Genomic DNA, 20591 nt, shown 5'->3' with positions numbered 1-20591 from the left:
ATATGGGTGATTAGTTTCCTCCGTACATATGCCCATCAGTAAAATCTTTATATTCTTCATCGTCATTAATAGTAGTGCTCATCTTTTCTAATCGCTCATTTTCCTTTTTTAGTAAATAAGATTTTCTTACCCCTAAAATTAATATAATTCCAAAAAAAACAACAACTATAATAAGAGCAACTACTACTTGTGATTGAGTAATAAAAGGAATCGCCATAAGATTTGAAAGATAATAGTTTGTTACCATAATTAATGCAAAATAAGCAATTTGTCAAAAATAAATACGGTATTTCTATTCAAAGATGTATGTATTTATTAACAAGTGTAACATTTTATTAATTTAATACACTTATTATTTGAGCGATAATAAATAAATATAAAAATTAAAAAGTAAATATTCATTTACGTTTCAAAATTGAGATTTTTTAACGAAATTGCTTGTCCGTAATATTGTTCAACTTAAAACACAAAATATACTATGTCTGATGATTTTGATTTATTAGAGACTAATTCAAATGAAAAAACCGAAAAAGTAGATGTTAATTGGGGAAAAGCCATCGACACTATGAAATCCAAATTATCTCAAGAGGATGATCCAGAATCTCGTCAAAAAATATTGAATGCTACTCTGGATGATGTAGTGCATATGGCCGAGAAAGACAGAACAACACTTTTAGATGCAATTAAAGACTTAACCGACTACCAAGATGAAGTTGGAATTATGTTCGAGAAATTTTCTGCATTAAACCCAACAGAACAGAAAGTTATTGATGATGCTCAAAAAGCTTTAGAACGCGCCAGAATTGAATTAGAAGATGCTAAAAACAAACCAGACACTTGGTGGAATAACCTTTGGGGACGCAAAAGTAAAATTAAAAAAGAAGAAGCAGAGTATGCCATAGCCGAAAAAACTAGAGCAGGAGCCGATAATAAAGCAAAAGCCATGTTTCAAGAGCGTATAGAAAGTGCCGATGTACAAACACTATTAAGTGAATTATCATATAAATCTCAAGCAGCGGTAACACGTTTAAAAAATCGTGAGGTAGAAATTAAAGAGGTAGAAGAAAAACTAAAAGATGCTATTGTTGAAGCTTCAAAAAACCATACAAAAGCCTTAGAGAAAAAGAAAGAAGTAGAAGCTAAGTTAGAAGAAAACTATGCTTTATTAAAGCAAGCACGTCAAGAATTAGAAGATATTGCAGATAAACAATCTACCGAGTATTCTGAAGCTATAGGTAAAATGACAAGTTTAGAGCAAAAAGTAGAAGAACTTGAAGGTCTTAAAAACGCCTATACTACCTTAGCGGCAAGTAAAGATAGCTTTGTGCACAAGCATAATTTAACTATTAAAGTACTAACCTCTTTACGTAGCAATTTACAAACGCACCGTGCTAAGTTAAAATCAGATACAGAAGAGCGTTTAAAATATTACGATGGTTATGTAGTAGCTTTAAAAGCTAGAACAGATCAAGAATTCGCTGCTATTTTAGAGCATTTAGGTGTAAAAACAGACGAGCATATTGGAGAAACTTTAGCATCTATGCATACGGCAAGTGCTAAAGCACGACAAGACATGATGGATAATATTCCGGTACACGAAAAAGTAATGCAAGGCGTTTACAGTAGTTATGCAGAGGCTTTACAAGAAATTCGCGCTAAAGATGGTGAAATTCAAAAGAATTTTGCGGAGCGTTACGGTATCGATATGAAAGAGATTTTTGAGGACTATTATAATGCAGATGCTAATGCACCATCTGGAGATGATGGAGAACCAGCAGGAAAACCAGAACCAAAACCAGAAGCTAACGACGACGATTTGTTGTCTTAAAATAATAAGGGCGTTACCCCGATGAAAAATCGGGGTCAGGCTTTCACTACTCGCTCTCTGCGAGGAGCTCAAACAGACCGATCAATCCTTAACGTAATAGCCAACTAACTTTTAACTTTAATAGTACACTTTTAAAATAAAAAATGTCCATAAATCACATAGTTACACCTTTAGATTCTGCCATACTCGATTCCAAAGAGCATTATGTGTTCTATCATAAAATGGTAGATTTTGCTTTTAAAGAATTGATTGTAGCTGTTCAACAACAAAAAATATGTAATAATATAGAAGTACAATTGTTTAAGCAATATTGTGATATGTTATTGTATTCAATTGAAGCTATGAGGGTTAAATACATGTATGATGATGAGGATAATATGAAGGTGGATTTAACAGATTCTGGCTTTCCAAATTATTTAGAATTCCGATACTTGTTTAATGATTTAGAATTACGAGATGAATATCTTGATAAATTAACACCTATTTCAACACTAAAGACGGAGTTTATAGATACGTTAATGCGAAAAAAAGAGCCTGTTAAAAAAAGTAAATTATTTCAAGCATCTTCTATTGTTTACTATACTTCAGTAAATAAACAATTCATATTTAATCGCTTTGTACAAGGTAAAATAATAAGTGCTCCAGAAAATTTAGGTGCCAATTTATTAGTTAGCTGGAGTTTTTACGATGTATCACATAATAGGCCCTTCATTTGTTATATGTATTTTAATTATGACGGTAATCGGATAAATGATTACAGAAATGAAATTTATGAAGTCTTAAAAACGGTTGCAGACAGAGATATGTCATTAGATGTTATGGCATACACTATAGACAGAAAGTTACCAAAAATATCTCCAAAGCATATAAAACGAATTGATTTAGGTCCATTACATAATGTTTTTGCAAAAGATGAACATAAACTTACCCATACTATTTTAGAGAGTATAAGCAAAAAAGAAATACCACTAGAATCTTATGCGTTTTCTTTAAGAGTAAATGAAGTTATATCAAAAAGTGAATTTAAAGAAGGTGGATTTTTTAGCAAACAAGTACTACAACGCTGGGACGATGTATTTAAACAAAAATACGTTTTAGCTCCACATCGAATTATTCAATTACTCTATAATAAAACTCCAGAACTAATGAATAATTTGGCAAAACCACCAATTGAAATCGCAGATATTAAAATAGATTTAAAATAAATACTATGAAAAAAACATTACTTGTTATTCCATTATTACTATTCACTTTAATATTAACATCTCAAAATGATCCAAAAGATATATCAGAACAATTTTTTAAAGATTTTGAAGAGAAAGGGTCATCAATAGCTCTAGATAACTTGTATAAGCCAAATAAATGGATGAATAGGTCTGGAGATGCCATTATTCAATTAAAAAGTCAAATGGATGGTTTAAATGAAGATTTTGTTGGTAAATATTATGGTAAAGAGTTGTTATTCGAAAAAACGCTAACAGATAGCTATATTTTATTAAGTTACTTAGTCAAGTATGAAAGACAACCAATAAGATTTACATTTCAGTTTTATAAACCTAGTGATAAATGGGTTATATATAGTTTTAAGTATGATGGAGGTATTAGTGAAGAAATTGAAGAAGCTGCCAGATTATATAACTTTAGATTAAACTAAACATTAAACAGTAATATTTTGTTACTTAAAATATGGAACACAACTCAACATTCCCAATAAAAATATCTGAACTAGATATGCTTCGAGACGAAGCTTCCTCATACTTAAAAAGTGTACAATGGGAGCAAGGATCTCGTGCAAAAAACAGAGATAAAGATGCTAAAGACGAGTCTATCTTATTGTATTTATCTAGAGCAAATAATGGTACAAATTCAACTAGTATTACTTCAGTATCAAAAACCATTTTAGCTTTAAAAAAGCGGTTATTGCCAGATTCTGTTGCAATTCCTATTTATTTAAATCAAACGTTATATGCTGTTCAAGAAGGCATTACACTTGGTATTTGGATAAAAGACAGTTATTATGATGCATCAGGTTTATCAAGTTTAAATGAGAATAAATCAGCGCTAGATAACAATGGGAAACGCGAGTTTGAAAGTAAGATGCATACCGCAACAGCATTTATGTTGTTTGCTCAAGCATATAAAATATTACACGATTTAAAACCATTTGCATCAGACGATTTAAGTGTTATGAAACAGAAGTTTGCTGGTATTCCAGAGGTGTCGTTAATGTCGCCACTTAAGGGTGTTTCATGCAGTTTATTTTATTATGATAAGTATTTAGGTCATCCAGAAATCATCAAATCAGATAAGGATGTTATTGATTTTACAGTCGTTTATTATGAAGCTTTAATTGACGAAATTCAGTTAAGAAAAAGTAGTTTAGAATATACCGAAACGATTGAGGATAGAACTTATAAATTAGAAAAATCAGAATTTGCAGTTTCGGGTTGGAATAATGTATTTCAAGGTACGGCAAAAAGCATTGAGTTTAATAAAATTCAGTTTGAACAGATTGTTGGTAATCGAGATGCAAAACATTTTGCACGTCGTTTAACAGAGCGTATGTTGAGTTATGATTTTACTGCAAAGAAAAATCCGTTTCAAGAATTGGGAGGTTTTATGCCAGTATTTATGGGGTATGGAATACCAGGAACAGGTAAAAGTATGTTAATTGCAGCTATTGCAACACGTTTAAAAGAACATTGTGATACTTTGGATATTCCATTTTTATTTCATCCCATGCCAGATACATTGATATCTACATTTCAAGGCGGATCAGCAGAAAAAATGGTAGAATGGATGAAACCCATGCAAGATCCTTCAAAATTAATTTTCGCACCCATTGATGATGCCGAAAATAATTTACAAGAACGTACAGCACAAGGTGTTTCGGCAGGTGTAAAAGAAGTTATAGGTGTGTTTTTAAGATATACAGAAGGCGCTTATGCAGTTAATTATGGGAATAGCTCCATTGGGTTATTTACTAATTTACCAGAAATGCTAGATAAAGCCGTAATCTCTAGAGTACAAGGGCGTTTTAAAATTGATGGAGCTAGAACTGAACATGACTTTTTAGATCAAGATCATATATGGTGGCGAAAATTAGATGATACCATGCCCGATTTTGTAAATATGCAAGGACCAGAAAACTATAGTTATTTACAAGATCAAGGTTTAGCCAAAAACATGGGTGATATATTGAGTAATATCGATAAACCAACAGAACAACGTGTACATGATGTTTATGATAAAGTAGAAAAGCATTTTAAAACCAATCAGCATTTATTTTATGCAAATTTGTATAAAGAAATGCAAGCGGTTTTTCCGTTTTTCTCATCTCGTGATGTTCGTAATATTCAGTCAGCAATCTCATTACGATTAACAGATTTTGATTTGGAAGAAGATTGGTTTGAAAACCCAGAAATTTATTTCAAACAAGATTACGACACAAAGTTTAATATGCTTCAAGAATTGATGCGCGGTAATATGAAAGGTTTAGACTTCTCTGAAATTAGAAGACAGGAAGTAGTACGTTATTTAGATAATGTTGCAACTATCGCAGATACTGATTTTAAACGAAAAGTGGATGCCAGAGTGAATCAATTAAATATTGAGACCGAAGCAAGAAAAACGTTTGATAATGAGCGATAAGCAAATTAAAAATATAAAGAAGACCTTACTTTCAGACAACTATTATATTCTGAATAAAGTCACTTTTGATTATTTAATGGCAAGTGGCGAATGGGTAAACCAAATGCGAGAAGTATATGATAGAGGAGACGGAGCCGGAATACTACTTTATAATAAACAAAAAAAGACAGTCATTTTAACCAAACAATTTAGAATGCCAACCTATTTAAATGATAATATAGATGGTTTTTTAGTTGAAATTGCTGCAGGAATGCTTGATAAAGATAATCCTGAAGCTTGTATTATTAGAGAAACAGAAGAAGAAGTTGGTTATAGATTAAAATCGGTTAAAAAAGTTTATGAAGCGTATTCATCACCTGGAGTTATGACAGAGAAAATGCACTTTTTTATTGGAGAATATACCGATGATATGAAAGTGAACGATGGTGGTGGTTTAGATAGCGAACACGAAGATATTGAAGTATTAGAAATGCCTTTTGAAAACGCAGTTAATATGCTGAATAATGGTGAAATTGCAGATACACGAACTATTGTGTTGTTGCAATATGCCATTATTCATAAGTTATTAGAGTAAAATGGACAAACTAAAACAAGCAAACCTGTACAGAAGTGAACTTATCCCCGTAAGCGGGAAACTTGTTGAGCGTTACAATAAGTGCCTAGTAAAACTTGGTTTTACAGAAACAAAGTTAAAAACATTTCATATAGATGGCATTGGTTGGAGTCCTGAAGTTGCCGAAGAAAAAGAAGATTTACAATATTTAAACAATGGTGAGGCTAACCCTCATGGAATAATAATTTCACCACTACAAAAAGGGAAACCCGTGTATTTACCTTTTCATACGTTTGATAGAGACATGATGAAGTTTGTCTTTAAAATGTATGATGAAAAAATTAAAGATATCACCAGAGATTGTGCCATTTGTTTAGATTTCGACCAAGGTATTGATGCGTTTTATGAGCCTTTAGATGTATTGAAATACAATAATATAACAATCAATTTTCATCTTATTGATAATTTATGGCATATACAAAAGGCGCAGTTAAAACTTGTTGAAACGTTTAATCAAGCTAATAATTTTATTGATGAAAATATACATAAACAATTATTAGAATCTGCTAAAACATATGGTGATTTAAGAACAAGAAATTTAGATTTAAACCAATTAGAATACACTACAGATTCATTTTACACAAGGTCTTTTGGTGGTGTTTATATTTTGCGCGATTTTATAAAGCCTATAGTTGTTTTTGAAGATAGTACTTGGTACAAAGAAGCAATAAAAGACACAAACTATGATGTGTTAATCTATCATATTTCACAACCAGAACTTATGGAAAAACTTCGCGATCATGTTATAATTGAATATGATTTAGAAGAAGTCATTAAAACTAAACGCTATGAGCGTATCAAGAAATTTGAAATGGCACAGCATTTAAAAAAAGTGCAACATCCTATAAAAGATATTTTAATGGATCCCATATTGTTTAAGAGTTACTTAAATAAACTCGATATAAAAGCTAGAAAAAAAGTGATGAGTGTTGAGCGTTATCTAGAAAAACTTGAAACAAGTAATCAATATAAAATTGCAGACATTGTAGATTTAAAACTGTTTGAAGCTTTACATAAACCACATTCATCATTAGATGCTAAACATCAAGATTTAATTTGGAAGTTGTTAGTAAATATATCTGAAAAAGACATTTTATATTGGTATTGGTATGATAAAGAAGCTTTTTATAAAAGCTTTAAAAATTGGGATGATTCGTTTAAGGAATGGGCCATTGAAACTATTAGTAACAATATTTAGAAATTATAGACTAATTTTATAGAGATTAACTTCAAAATAAAAGATTATGACATTAGAACTTATTGTATTTATCGCAGCTATATTATTCGGAATCTTTTTGTATTGGAGAGAATCAAAAGGAAATGGTATTTATCGTTTCTTTAATAAAATTATAAATTCTAAAGAACTGCAAATGAAGCCTAACGACCATACAGGTTTTGTTTATAAACAAACGTTTTTATTGCGTTTAGTATTTGTTGGTTTCTTGTTTTTAATAGGTATTGTTGTAACACGATTTTTAATTCCTATAGATATAGCTACCATTTCAATTTTTGCTTCAATGATAGTGGGTACGTTAGCTGGAACGTATTTGGCAAATTTTATATTCAAATCTACCGAAGTCATTGACGAAAAAAGTGATTCTATTGAAGATTTGGTAAGTGATACTATTGAAAAAGGTAAAGACTTTATTGAAGATTTAAAAACCAAAGATGTAGATGAAGTTATTGAAGCTCCAAAAGAAACACCAAAAGTAGAGGAGAAGAGCGCAAGACAGCGATTAAAGGATAAAGGATTAATGTAATTTGTCTATCTAACTTCATGCGGAATCTAATTAATAAAATCGATTAGCGCTTTAACGTTTAAAATAAAATCACAAATGATTAAAACATATTGGAATAAAGGAAAGAAACAAAAAACAATAATTATTATTACTGTTTTGATTCTGCTTATAGCGTTGTTCGTTTTACGCGATGATTATCAACCTGCATTATTATTCGTTAGAAAATTTATTTTCATCATTTTATTGAGTGGTATTGTTTTGTTTTTAGGTTTAAGAAAATTTAGAAAATCGGCAACCACAGGTGGTAGATTAGGAATGTTAGCTTTATTAGTCATATTCTTCGGGATTTTATACGTTGTAGGATGGCATTTTAAAATGTATGATTACATGAAAACTTATAATGTTTTCAATCATTTAAATAAAGTTGAAATAAATGAATTGCCATTAACACAAAATGAGCGTATACAACCATTGCGTAACGTGTATTCTATGGCTAATGAAAGCGTAGGAGAAACAAAAGATGTTTCACTTCCACACTTAGTTAGAATAGGAGACGAGAACAAATGGACTATGGCCATTCAACCAACAGAAAAATACATGTGGCAAGGTATGACTGATAATACAGAAGAAGTTTTTGCTGTATCAAGTACAACACCATTTCCTAGGTTTTCAAGTGAAAATAGAATCCCTGTAACATTCTCTATAGGTGAATCTTTAAAGTTTAGCAGAAACACTTACAATGCTGTAGTGCAGCGTTTTAATTTCTTCCAATTGTTTACAATGGAACCTAGTGATACCTATTACATGAAAAATGATTCTGGGCAATGGGTTGAAGTGGTAAGTTTAATAAAATGGAAAGGATTTTTATTTCCATACCCAACTTTTGGTGGTGTTATGGTAATTGATAGCGGTGAACACAATTTTAATGATTACATAGAGCGTATTTTAATAGGAAAAGGAAAATATATAAGTCCTGATAACATGAAAAAACATACGTATTTAACTAGACAAAATACTTTAGCAGAAAAAGTATCACGTTTACAAGCTGAGTCTTTAAAGTTTCTAGGTGGTTTTAGCGATCCATTACCATGGAATATGGAAACAGCTGTTAAAATACCCGAAATGCCAAAAGATCAAAATCAGCAACCATATGTAACAGATTTTAATTTCTCTGATACAGATACAGACGCTTATAGTGGTTTATACCATTGGTTTGGATTAGAACCAGTAGGAAATGAACGTACTAGCTTAAGTTATAGCGTATTTGTACCTGCAGACGGAACAGATAAATTGTATTATTATAATCATTCGGCAAAGAAACAAGGTTATGCAGGAGTTTCCGCAATGCCTTTAAAAGTACAAGAATCTCGAAAAGAATATGATTGGACAGCCAATACTCCCGTTGAGTTTAGACCTTATATAAAGGATATAGCAGGGAAAAAACGTATGTTTTTTATGGGAACCGTATCTTCTATTAGTAAAGAGAATAAACAACAATTTGATGGTTCTGCTACACCAGATTTGGTATTGGTAGATAGTGAATATCGTGATGTGGTTTGGATTGATGTTAAACACCCAAGTATATGGGATAAAACAGTTTACGATCAATTAAATGAAGCTTGGCGTGCTAGCGAAAAGATTGGTTATTATTTTGTTGAAGAGACTAAAACTATAGATATGGTTCAGCAAGTTTCAGATTCGATTAAAATGATTCCTCAAGTGGATAAGAAAGCAGAAGAGATTGCGAGATTGCAGAAACAGATTGATTCTTTAAAGGCTGTTGGAAATTAAATTACCAACTCCATTTTAATATCACAACGTTTATAAGGACAATTAGTCTCTACAGGAATTTCAATAAAACCATATTTCCTATAAATATAAATAGCGTTTTCTAATTTTCTGCTTGAATAAATAATGAGTTTTGGTATTTCTTTTTCCTTTGCAAAATTAATACAATATTGCATTAATTTTTGTCCAATCTTATGGCCTCGATTGTCTGGAGATACTGCCATTTTAGTTAATTCGAATTCACCTTGGTTTCCTATAGGCATTAAGGCAACACTTCCAATAACTTTACTATTTAGTTTTGCAAAAAATAAATACCCGCCTTTGTTAATAATATATTTTTCAGGTTTACTTAAAATTTCTTCATCATAAGGTTCTACATAAAAAAATGCGCGTAACCATTCTATATTTAAGTTATAGAAATCTTTAGCAAATTGTTTTTCAAAAGAAATAATATTAACCATTAGTAGCTTTAGTAAAATCTGTAATTAAATAGGTTATAAGTTTCCCAACTTGAGTAGCCGTTTTTTTAGTTGGTGAAGCTTCACAAATATGTAAATAAGTTGCGTGTTTGTGTTTTGCAAAGTAATTAATAAATTGTCTTGTTTTATTAACACTAAAACCACTTGGTGTCATGTTATTACTAGATATGTTTTCAATTGCATTACAATTAATTTCCATTCCAAAGTTGCTTTCAGAAATATGATTTAATGCTCGATCTAGTTCTTTTTTAAACTTTAATTCCTTTCTAATTTCAAGTGCATCAAAGGTGTTGTAGGCTATAGGTTTTAATTTTTCAAATGTAGAAAAAACCTTTTTTGAATTATCGTTTTCATGTAATCCAAAAACAAAGTAATTGCTAATAAATCCTTCTGTGTAAGCATAACTAAAAGCATTTTCATTTTGTCTGCCTTCTTCTTCAAAACCTGAGTGTGAATTAAAGTTAATAACATTAATTGGGTGTCCTAATGCTAACGAAGCTCCTTTTGCATTACCATAAGCATTATTATATCCACCGCCAATTATAATTGGTTTTTTACCAGCCAAAACTATTTGGTGTATTAGATGTGTAACATACTCATCAATTATAGTAACAATTTCTTTGGCTTTTATAAGGTCTTTCTTTTTAGATGTATTTAATTTTGAAATAATTAATTGTTCATCTGAAAAATCTAAATGACCTAATATTAAAATTTTGTTAGCTTTTGTAAATTGATTGTTTTCAATGTTTAACAAAACTTTAAGGGTAGCTTCCCAAGCCTTTATATCACTTGTTTTATTGTTTTTTTTTAAAACACTAATATGTTCAGGAACACCTAAAATAACATGAGTAACATCTAAAGTAATAAGTTGTTCGTATATGTTAGAAATACCGGTTAATATTTGAATGTGTTGACCAAATTTGGATTTACCAGAGCGTTTGTTTAATATTTTATTACGCGTAGAAATGTCAAATAAAACTAGTTTATCCATAAAAATTAAATAAATTGTGAATATTAAAAATACACCATTATTTATTTATAGTTATAAAACAATCAATTAAAATTAAAACAAATTAACCTTAACAAACATTAAAACGAGTAATTATGGAAAACAACAAGAGTAACACAGGGCTTAAAGTAGGATTAGGGATTGCAATAGTTTTATTTTTGGCAACAGGATTTTATACAATGAATTTGTATAATAGCAGTAAAAAAGTTCAAAATGAATTGACTGAAGAGAAGCAGTTAGTTATGAATGATTTAAATGCTATGGCTAAACAATATGATGAAGCTATTGGAGAAAATGAAGTTTCTAATGCTAATTTAATTGAGGCTAGAACAAGAATTCAAGGGTTAATTGATTCTTTAAAAATTTCTGAAACAAATGTAAAAAGTTTATGGAGGTATAAAAGAAAATATGCATCACTTCAAAAAGAAATGGATGTGTTATTAGCTCAAAATGATTCATTAAGAGTAGAAAATTCTTATTTAGCAACATCTTTAGATAGTACTCGTGTTCGTTTAGAAGAACGTACAGTTTTTACAGATTCTTTATTAGTACAAAACAATGCTTTAGCTGAAGTTGTAGAAAATGCTGCAATATTAAATACTGTGGGTTTAAAAGGGTTTGGAGTTATTGAAAGAACATCGGGTAAATTAATACCTACCGAAAGAGCTAGTAGAGCAGATAAAATTAGAGTTTGTTTTACAGTTGCAAAAAATGCATTGGTACAAGCAGGTGATGAAGAATTATATGTTCAAGTTATTGACCCAAAAAATAATACTTTAGGGTTAAATGAACAAGTTACATTTGGTGAAAAAACTTTAAATTACAGTATGATTAGTAAATTTAACTATGAGAATGCTAGTCTTAATATCTGTGAGTTTGTTGCATCAAAGGGTGAAAATAAATTTGAAAAAGGACGTTACGTTGTAAATGTTTTTAACGCAAAAGATTTAGTATCTAGCTCTGAGTTTACATTAAAATAAGTCCATTTTAATTCTTATAATATTAAAAACCTCGAACATAAAGTTCGGGGTTTTTTTATTGAATAGTAGAAACTTTTGTTATTATCATTATCGTTTTTTTGCTTTAAAAACTAGTTCATAGGTAATTCGTATTTGTTTTATATTTTCATATTAAAAAAAAATGGTATATTATAAATGAATATTAAAAAACTAGAATTTTAAATATTCGATGAAGTGCATTGTTGTTTTTAATTGAATAACAAAGCAATTAGATTTTGTAATATGCTGTTATGTAGTAAATTAGTATTTTGTTCTAATTGTTTTTATTGAATATTATTTCTTAAAGAAATTATAATTGTTTAAAAACATAGAATAAAAATTGTTTATTTGTCGATATTGCTAACCCAAACCCTAACAACTAATCAATTAAATGTCTCAGCATTTGAATTGATTTAATTTCTGAATACGTTACCAAATCGTATGCAGTTTTATTAAAACCAATTTTTATGAGCTATAATGAATCTCATTATGATTTCCTGAATTCTTTTAGTAATGTGCCTGTTGAACTTGTTGGTGATCTATTAAGCATTACAGAATTAAAAACAATAGCTGAAGGTACTCATATTGTTAAATTAGGCGAAATACCAACAAAAGTATATTTTTTAGTATCTGGTGTTTTACGTTGTTTTTTAATGACAGAATCAGGAAAAGAATTTAACAAAGGCTTTTACCTTCCATTAAGTTTTGCAGGACCTCTTGCAGCTTTAATTCAAAAGAAACCCTCACTTTTTGCTTTTGAAGCCCTTACTGATATAGAAGTTTATGAAATAGATTACTATAAATTAATGGATTTGTGTGAAAAGCATGAATCAATTAATAAGTTGTATGCTAAAGTTTTAGAAACTGTTTACATGTCTTACGAAAAGCGTTTAGTAGAGTTAATTTCTTTAAATGCTACAGATAGATATTTAGAATTAAAGCAACAATTACCAGATGTTGACGAATTAATACCACAGTATCATATAGCATCGTATTTAGGTATAACTCCAGTACAATTAAGCAGAATTAGAAAAAAACTTGAATGATTTAACATATGTTATTTTAATAAAATTAAGTTAGTTATATATTTACATGATTTCCTTTTAGATTACAATTTACAAAGGTATATATCTAACCAACCAAAAAGACAGGCAATGTTAATTTATTACCTGTCTTTTTATATAACTATTATTCTAAATTTTATTTTAAGCTACCAACCATATCCTCTGGTTTAACCCAAGCATCATAATCTTCAGCAGAAACATATCCTAAATTGATAGCTTCTTCTTTTAAGGTAGTCCCATTTTTGTGCGCTGTGTTTGCAATCTCTGCAGCTTTGTAATAACCTATTTTAGTGTTAAGTGCAGTTACAAGCATTAAAGAATTGTTTAATAGTTTTGTTATAACTTCATGATTAGGTTCAATACCTCTAGCACAATTTTCTTCAAAACTAATACAAGCATCACCAATTAATTGAGCCGAACTTAAAACGTTAGCGGCCATAACAGGTTTAAATACATTTAATTCATAATGCCCTTGTAAACCACCAACAGAAATAGCTACATCATTACCCAATACTTGAGAACAAACCATAGTTAAAGCTTCACATTGAGTAGGATTTACTTTTCCTGGCATAATAGAACTTCCAGGTTCGTTTGCAGGAATAATAATTTCGCCAATTCCAGAACGAGGACCAGAAGCCATCATTCTAATATCATTTGCAATTTTATTTAAGGATACAGCTAATTGTTTTAAAGCACCATGAGATTCAACTAATGCATCATGTGCAGCTAAAGCTTCAAATTTATTTGGTGCAGTTACAAAAGGTAATCCAGTAAATTCTGCAATATATTCGGCTACACGTTTGCTATAACCATTTGGTGTGTTTAGTCCAGTTCCTACTGCTGTTCCACCAAGTGCTAATTCGCTTAAATGAGATAGTGTGTTTTCAAGCGCTTTTAAACCATGATCTAATTGAGCTACATAACCAGATAATTCTTGACCTAAAGTTAGTGGTGTTGCGTCCATTAGGTGTGTTCTACCAATTTTTACAACATTTTTAAAAGCTTTAGATTTATCATTAAGTGTATTTCGTAATTTCTTAACACCCGGAATTGTCGTTTCTACAATCTTTTTGTATGCAGCTATGTGCATACCTGTTGGAAACGTATCGTTAGATGATTGCGATTTATTTACATCATCATTAGGTTGTATAGTTTTTTCACCTTCACCTATAACTTTACCAGCTATTTGGTGAGCTCTATTAGCAACAACCTCATTTACGTTCATGTTACTTTGTGTTCCAGATCCAGTTTGCCATATTACCAACGGAAATTGATCATCGTGCTTGCCTTCTAAAATTTCATTACATACCTGCGCAATTAAATCGCGTTTTTCAGTAGCTAAAACCCCTAATTCACAATTGGTGTAAGCGGCTGCTTTTTTTAAGTAAGCAAACCCATAAATAATTTCAAGTGGCATAGATCCAGAAGGCCCTATTTTAAAGTTGTTTCTAGATCGTTCAGTTTGTGCTCCCCAAAGTTTATCAGCGGGCACTTTTACTTCGCCCATAGTATCTTTTTCTATTCTGTAACTCATTTTAAAAATGCTTTTATTATAAGTTGCTAATATAATTCTTTTAAGATGTTTTTAATTATGATTTTTGTTAGTTTTTAGTACATCTTTTTAACATTAAAATAACGAATATTATTACCTTAAAAAGTTTAAATCTATTAATTTAGTAGGATTAATAATTTAGTTAAAATTTAAATAAAAATATGGCAACAATTAGATTGGGAGATGAAGCTCCAAATTTTACAGCACAAACCTCTGAAGGAGAAATCAATTTTCATGATTGGTTAGGTGATAGTTGGGGGATATTGTTTTCTCATCCAGCAGATTATACACCTGTTTGTACAACAGAATTAGGTACAGTAGCAAAATATACAGACGAATTTAATAAGCGTAATGTAAAAGTAGTGGCGCTAAGCGTTGATGGTTTAGATTCTCATAAGGGATGGATTAAAGATATTAACGAAACACAAAGCACAACTGTTAATTTTCCAATTATAGCAGATGAAGATAGAAAAGTGTCTGAGCTTTATGATATGATTCATCCAAATGCTGATAATAAACTAACAGTACGATCGGTTTTTGTTATTGATAATCATAAAAAAGTAAAACTTATAATAACTTATCCTGCATCAACTGGTAGAAATTTTGATGAATTATTACGTGTTATAGATTCTTTACAATTAACAGCTTATCATAAAGTAGCTACACCTGCAAATTGGAAACATGGTGATGATGTAGTTGTAAGTCCTGCAATTTCAACAGAGGACGCAAAAGGAATATTTACTAAAGGTGTTGATGAGATAAAACCTTACTTAAGGATGACTCCACAACCTAATATTAATTAGTGTAAAACTCTGTTAATAAATTTTATTTTGATATTGTATAAGAATTCACTTTACATTATCTTTGCATAAGATTTTTAAAAAAGATACTTACAATTATGTTTGAATTTGACCAATATTTAGGCTTTTTAGCATTTTTAACCATATTAACATTAGGATTTTGGTTAATGATTTTTTTACTAACTTTTGTTATTCCTTATTGGATAGGAGGTTCTTTAATTGAAAGATTAAAGGAGATTAGAGAAGAAAAGAAAGCAAAACGTCAAGCTTAAAAACATAATTTTTAACATATAAAAAAAGGAAGCTATATTTAGCTTCCTTTTTTTATATAAATATTTTATTACTCTCCAAAATCAAAATCATCATTTCCACCATTAGTGTTACGGTTTTCTCTTTTACGATTATTGTTTTGGTTAAACCTGTGTGTGTAAGATAAGTTAAAACTTCGTTCTCTTCTCTGAAATTCAGCATTACTATTAAAAGAGTCGGTAAACGATTCTATTACTCGTTTTCTGCTATTAAATAAATCGCTAATAGAAAATGCTAAAGCCCCTTTATCATTAAAAAGATCTTTACTAAAAGCCAAGTTTGCAGAAAACATACCTTTACGAATGTTTTGAGCATCTTCACTTGGTCCCATATAAAACAACCGTGTTTGCCAATCAATACCTCCAGGTAGCGTATATTTATTATTTAACCTTGCAAACCAACTTAAATTATTTGCATCGTATTTTACGTCATTATAATCACCTTTAGTTTTAGAATCAAATAGGTTGAAATTTGTATTTAAGCTCCATTTTCTATTTGGTTTATATGTTATAGTAAATTCAAAACCAAATCTATCATTAGTAGCTAAATTTATGGGTGTTCTCCTAATTACAGGGATTTCAGTTCCATTAACAATTGCTATATCTCCAGTATCTTCCGATATAAAAGTGAACACATCTGTAGATTTACTATAATAAATAGACGAGTTAAGTGTAATGTTTTTTAGTTTATTTAAATATCCTAAGTCTATAGTATTTGAATAACTAGGATTTATATCTGGATTTCCCTGAAATAGGTTAGTAGCACTACTTCTAGATGGAAATGGATTTATATATCTTGAACGTGGTCTTCTTATTCTTCTATTGTAGCCTAATGTAAAACTTTTATCTCCACTAATTTCATAAGCTAAATTTACTGTTGGGAAAAATTCAACATAATTTTTACGTTCAAAATCACTACTTGTAATTTGATTAATTGTAATACGAGTAGATTCCATCCTTAAACCTAAAAGAAATGAGAATTTATCTTTTATTTTACTACCAAATTGAGAGTAAATAGCATTTACATATTCTCTATAAATAAGGTTATTACTTGTGTTATTATCTAAAACAAATTCGCCATTTTCATTAAACTTTAGTGTATAATCTGTATTTAATTCAGTAAACTTTCCTCTGTATCCTGCTTCAAATTGAGCTTTTTCTCCTATAGGTTGTATATAATCAGTTTGTAAAAGAATTTCATTCTGTTTTTCAAGAGTTCTAACTTCTTCAGCAGCTTCTCCATCTTGAGTTATTATTGCACTTTCATCTTCTTTACTGTTTTCATATTGAAAATCAAATGTTAGTTTATGTTCACTATTACCATTAAATTGTTTGTCGAAATTTACAGAATATTGAATGGTTTTATCGTCTTCTAATTCTGGTTCTAAACGAATAGATTCACTTAATATATTTCCGTTAGAATCAAGCTCAGTTATAATGTTTTCAGTATCAGAGGTATTGTCACTATCTCTATAAACTATTGATGTTGTTAAAGAAGCTGTATCATTTATATACCATTCTAAACCTAGATTTGTTGAGAATCCTTTTCGTTGTCGATCAAAATCTCGTTTTTCATTTAAAAATGTATCTGGGTCGTTAACGTCCATCATTGAATCTTCATCAAAATAGGTGTTAAAATATTGTGTTTGAGTAAATGCGTTACCTGGTGATTCTCTATATCTATAACCAGTAGTATTGAAAAAATTTAAATTGCCAGTACGGTAATTTATATTTCCAGAAACACCAGCAGCAGTAGGGTGGCTTAAACTAGTAGTTATTGCGCCGTTTAAGCCTTGCAGTTTGCTTCTTCGTAAAATAATATTTAAAATCCCAGCGGTTCCTTCAGCATCATAACGTGCAGATGGAGAGGTGATAATTTCTACTTTTTCTATAGCTTCGGCTGGGAGTTGTCTTAATGCATCTGTAGAGTTTAAGCCAACCAAGCCAGAAGGCTTTCCGTTTATTAAAATACGGACATTGTCATTACCACGTAATGCAACATTACCTTCAACATCAACAGAAACGGAAGGTACATTGTCTAATACATCACTAACAGTACCACCTCTAACTGTAAGATCTTTGCCAACATTATATATTTTTTTGTCAAGTTTAAGCTCTACTGTTGTTCGTTCTGCAATAATTTCAATTTCATCAAGAGATTCTAAATCAATATCCAAATAAAAAACACCTAAATCTTCATTTGATGTAATTTTGCGATTTTTAATTGTTTGCGTTTTGAATGATATAAATTCTATTGAAATATCGTAAATACCGGGAGGGACAGGAATACTGAAAACTCCTTTAATATCTGTTATACCTCCAGTAATGATTTTATTTTCTTTTTTACTAAAAAAGGCAATAGTAGCATATTCTAAAGGGCTTTGAGTCTCTTTATCAATAACTTTTCCTGAAACTATAACATCTTTAGCAAGATTAGTATTTAGATTATTTTCTTTTATGTTTTGAGGTTGAGCAAACAAAAAAGTAGTAGAAATTAAAAAGTTAGCAAAAAGGAGATAAAACAGTCTGTAAGTCATTTTTGTGTGTAGTTGGTCTAAAATATTAGACTAAAACAAAAAGGCATGGTTTAACTCTTTGAAGTTAAAGCTTTGTTAAAAAAATATCAATTTTTTAAGTTTAAATTATTTCTAAAATAAGTTCTGGTGGCCTGCCAATAATAGCTTTATTACCATTAATTACTATGGGACGTTCTATCAATTTTGGGTTTGCAACCATAATTTCAATTAATTCTTTTTCAGATAAAGTTTTGCCTTTAAATTTTTCTTTCCAAATTGATTCGTTTTTTCTAACTAAATCAATTGGTTTTATTTTTAATAAATTGATAATGTCTTTTAATTCTTTTGCAGAAGGTACATCATCAAGGTATTTAATAATTTCAAAATCTTTACCTGATTTTTCTAAAATATCTAATCCGCAACGGGATTTACTACATCGGTTATTGTGGTATATTTTAATCATTATAAATAAATATTAAACGTTTTTAATTGTTGAAGAAGTCTTTCTGGTGACTCGAAGCGAATACCATTTATTCCTAGATTATTTGCAGCTTCAATATTTCTTTGGTTATCATCTATAAAAATTGCATTTTCAGCTTTGATATTGAATCGATTTAATGTAAGGTTGTATATATCATCAAAAGGTTTTCTGGTTTTTTCTTTGCCTGATACTATAATACCTTCAAACCAATTTAAAAAATCAAAGCGTTCTTGTGCAATAGGGAAGGTTTCTGCGCTCCAATTAGTTAGGGCAATAACTTTATAATCTTTTGATTCAATACATTTTTTTAAAATATCTACGGTTCCGGTTATAGGACCTCCCAGCATATCTACCCATCGCCCATAAAATTGACGTATTTCTTTTTCATATTCTGGAAAAAGAACTATTCTATCTTCTGTTGCTTGGGCCATTGGATAGCCAGCATCTTGATTCTCATTCCAATCGCTTGTACAAATAGTATCAAAAAACCATTGCATTTTTTTTCTATCTCCATTAAAAACATCTAAAAAAACATATTCAGGATTCCAATCGATTAAAACACCTCCAAGATCAAATATAATAGTGTCTATTTTATTCATAATTGGTTATTATCTTCTACTTTTTGTCCCATGGTCATTAAATATGATTTTAAAAATTCATCAATATTTCCATCCATAACCGCATCAACATTTCCAGTTTCATGAGCAGTTCTAACATCTTTTACTAATTTATAAGGGTGCATTACATAATTTCTAATCTGGCTTCCCCATTCAATTTTCATTTTACCAGCTTCAATATCTTCACGTTGAGATAATTGTTTTTGAAGTTCAATTTCATATAATTGAGACTTAAGCATTTGCATAGCTCTTGATCTGTTGTCATGCTGCGAACGTGTTTCTGAACACGAAATTTGAATACCTGTAGGTTTATGTGTTAGTTGTACTTTGGTTTCAACTTTATTTACATTTTGTCCACCGGCACCACTAGAACGGGCTGTGGTAATTTCAATATCTGCAGGATTTATTTCAATTTCAATAGTGTCATCAACTAACGGATAAACATAAACAGAAGCAAAACTTGTATGGCGTTTTGCATTACTATCAAAAGGTGAAATACGCACTAATCTGTGAACACCATTTTCTCCTTTTAACCAACCAAAAGCAAAATCGCCTTCTATCTCTAAAGTTACTGTTTTTATGCCTGCAACGTCTCCTTCTTGAAAGTTTAATTCTTTTACTTTAAATCCACTTTTTTCAGCGTACATTAAGTACATGCGCATGAGCATACTGGCCCAGTCACAACTCTCGGTACCACCAGCACCAGCAGTAATTTGTAATACGGCACTTAAGCTATCGCCTTCTTCAGAAAGCATATTTCTAAACTCAATATCTTCTAATAATGTTGCTGCTTTATTATATCTATTTTCGACGTCTTCTAATGTTGCTTCCTCTTCTTTAAAAAATTCATAAATAACTTCAAGATCTTCAATTAGAGTTTTTAAGTCTTTATAATCTTGAACCCATTTTTTCTTAACTCGAAGCGATTTCATTATAGCTTCTGCAGCTTTAGGATTATTCCAAAAATTAGGGTCGAAAGTTTGTTCTTCTTCGTTTTGTATTTCAATTAATTTTGCGTCTATGTCAAAGATAGTGCCTAAGTTTATCGAGGCGGGTGTTTAGATCTTTAATTTGATCTGATGTTATCATAATATATTTATTTTAAACAAAAATAGGATTAAATCATGCAGTTGAAAATATTTCTTAAT

The 20591-nt window shown here is 30.1% G+C and carries 20 protein-coding genes; 12 read left to right on the top strand and 8 right to left on the bottom strand.

The genetic code is table 11. The features are described from left to right. Positions 1-10: 10 nt before the first annotated feature. A complete protein-coding gene (locus Q0842_RS07885; protein WP_298496475.1) occupies positions 11-217 on the bottom strand; it encodes a hypothetical protein in 207 nt (68 codons plus the stop codon). 261 nt (positions 218-478) lie between these two features. On the opposite strand from Q0842_RS07885, the gene Q0842_RS07880 reads away from it, so the two are divergent. The 8 genes from Q0842_RS07880 to Q0842_RS07845 all read left to right on the top strand — a co-directional run bounded on the left by Q0842_RS07880 (position 479) and on the right by Q0842_RS07845 (position 9622). Continuing rightward, positions 479-1828: a microtubule-binding protein gene (locus Q0842_RS07880; RefSeq protein ID WP_298496473.1), complete on the top strand. Its 1350-nt coding sequence runs from the start codon at positions 479-481 to the stop codon at positions 1826-1828. 143 nt (positions 1829-1971) lie between these two features. Next, a complete protein-coding gene (locus tag Q0842_RS07875; protein WP_298496470.1) occupies positions 1972-3033 on the top strand; it encodes a hypothetical protein in 1062 nt (353 codons plus the stop codon). 5 nt (positions 3034-3038) lie between these two features. Beyond that, entirely contained in the window at positions 3039-3482 is a 444-nt protein-coding gene (locus tag Q0842_RS07870; protein WP_298496468.1) for a hypothetical protein, read from the top strand. 32 nt (positions 3483-3514) lie between these two features. Beyond that, positions 3515-5479: an AAA family ATPase gene (locus tag Q0842_RS07865; protein WP_298496465.1), complete on the top strand. Its 1965-nt coding sequence runs from the start codon at positions 3515-3517 to the stop codon at positions 5477-5479. Further along, complete coding sequence (locus Q0842_RS07860) at positions 5469-6053, top strand: NUDIX domain-containing protein (protein WP_298496461.1); 585 nt, start codon at positions 5469-5471, stop codon at positions 6051-6053. The genes Q0842_RS07865 and Q0842_RS07860 overlap by 11 nt, the downstream gene beginning before the upstream one ends. 1 nt (position 6054) lies before the next feature. Further along, complete coding sequence (locus Q0842_RS07855; protein WP_298496459.1) at positions 6055-7290, top strand: DUF6638 family protein; 1236 nt, start codon at positions 6055-6057, stop codon at positions 7288-7290. A 46-nt stretch (positions 7291-7336) separates the two neighbouring features. After that, positions 7337-7852 (top strand): hypothetical protein, encoded by a 516-nt coding sequence (locus Q0842_RS07850; protein WP_298496456.1) that lies wholly within the window; start codon positions 7337-7339, stop codon positions 7850-7852. A gap of 75 nt (positions 7853-7927) precedes the next feature. Next, the gene (locus tag Q0842_RS07845) at positions 7928-9622 is read left to right on the top strand and encodes a hypothetical protein (protein ID WP_298496453.1); all 1695 of its coding nucleotides are present in this window, start codon (positions 7928-7930) and stop codon (positions 9620-9622) included. On the opposite strand, the gene Q0842_RS07840 is transcribed toward Q0842_RS07845, so the two are convergent. Then, positions 9619-10080, bottom strand: coding sequence for a GNAT family N-acetyltransferase (locus Q0842_RS07840; RefSeq protein ID WP_298496449.1), 462 nt, complete (start codon positions 10078-10080; stop codon positions 9619-9621). The genes Q0842_RS07845 and Q0842_RS07840 overlap by 4 nt on opposite strands. Next, on the bottom strand, positions 10073-11089 hold the full coding sequence (locus tag Q0842_RS07835; RefSeq protein ID WP_298496446.1) for an arginase family protein: 1017 nt from the start codon (positions 11087-11089) through the stop codon (positions 10073-10075). The genes Q0842_RS07840 and Q0842_RS07835 overlap by 8 nt, the downstream gene beginning before the upstream one ends. A gap of 113 nt (positions 11090-11202) precedes the next feature. Between Q0842_RS07835 and Q0842_RS07830 the strand changes: the two genes are divergently transcribed. Together Q0842_RS07830 and Q0842_RS07825 are read left to right on the top strand one after the other, a co-directional pair. Then, positions 11203-12087, top strand: coding sequence for a chromosome partitioning protein ParA (locus Q0842_RS07830; RefSeq protein ID WP_298496442.1), 885 nt, complete (start codon positions 11203-11205; stop codon positions 12085-12087). Positions 12088-12572: 485 nt separating this feature from the next. Then, entirely contained in the window at positions 12573-13151 is a 579-nt protein-coding gene (locus Q0842_RS07825) for a Crp/Fnr family transcriptional regulator (protein WP_298496439.1), read from the top strand. A gap of 154 nt (positions 13152-13305) precedes the next feature. On the opposite strand, the gene fumC is transcribed toward Q0842_RS07825, so the two are convergent. Further along, the gene (gene fumC, locus Q0842_RS07820; RefSeq protein ID WP_298496436.1) at positions 13306-14703 is read right to left on the bottom strand and encodes a class II fumarate hydratase; all 1398 of its coding nucleotides are present in this window, start codon (positions 14701-14703) and stop codon (positions 13306-13308) included. A 179-nt stretch (positions 14704-14882) separates the two neighbouring features. Here fumC and Q0842_RS07815 point away from each other — a divergent pair, with 179 nt between their 5' ends. Continuing rightward, positions 14883-15524 carry a peroxiredoxin gene (locus tag Q0842_RS07815; protein WP_298496434.1) on the top strand — a complete coding sequence of 214 codons (642 nt, stop codon included), beginning with the start codon at positions 14883-14885 and terminating at the stop codon, positions 15522-15524. Positions 15525-15619: 95 nt separating this feature from the next. After that, on the top strand, positions 15620-15793 hold the full coding sequence (locus tag Q0842_RS07810; protein WP_298496431.1) for a hypothetical protein: 174 nt from the start codon (positions 15620-15622) through the stop codon (positions 15791-15793). Between the two features lie 68 nt (positions 15794-15861). Here Q0842_RS07810 and Q0842_RS07805 read toward each other — a convergent pair whose 3' ends face one another. The 4 genes from Q0842_RS07805 to prfB form a co-directional block, all read right to left on the bottom strand. Beyond that, entirely contained in the window at positions 15862-18366 is a 2505-nt protein-coding gene (locus Q0842_RS07805) for a TonB-dependent receptor (protein WP_298496428.1), read from the bottom strand. Positions 18367-18466: 100 nt separating this feature from the next. Then, positions 18467-18808: an arsenate reductase (glutaredoxin) gene (gene arsC, locus Q0842_RS07800; RefSeq protein WP_298496425.1), complete on the bottom strand. Its 342-nt coding sequence runs from the start codon at positions 18806-18808 to the stop codon at positions 18467-18469. Then, positions 18808-19425 carry an HAD family phosphatase gene (locus Q0842_RS07795; protein ID WP_298496423.1) on the bottom strand — a complete coding sequence of 206 codons (618 nt, stop codon included), beginning with the start codon at positions 19423-19425 and terminating at the stop codon, positions 18808-18810. Before Q0842_RS07795 ends, arsC begins: the two co-directional genes overlap by 1 nt. After that, positions 19422-20532 (bottom strand): peptide chain release factor 2 gene (gene prfB, locus Q0842_RS07790; RefSeq protein ID WP_298496421.1). Its coding sequence is split into 2 segments (ribosomal slippage): positions 19422-20468 and positions 20470-20532, totalling 1110 coding nucleotides; the frame shifts between segments, so codons are not numbered across the junction. The genes Q0842_RS07795 and prfB overlap by 4 nt, the downstream gene beginning before the upstream one ends. Positions 20533-20591 lie beyond the last annotated feature (59 nt).

Source organism: uncultured Algibacter sp., assembly GCF_947495675.1.
Lineage (GTDB): Bacteria > Bacteroidota > Bacteroidia > Flavobacteriales > Flavobacteriaceae > Algibacter_B.
This window is presented reverse-complemented; position numbering and strand designations above follow the sequence as displayed.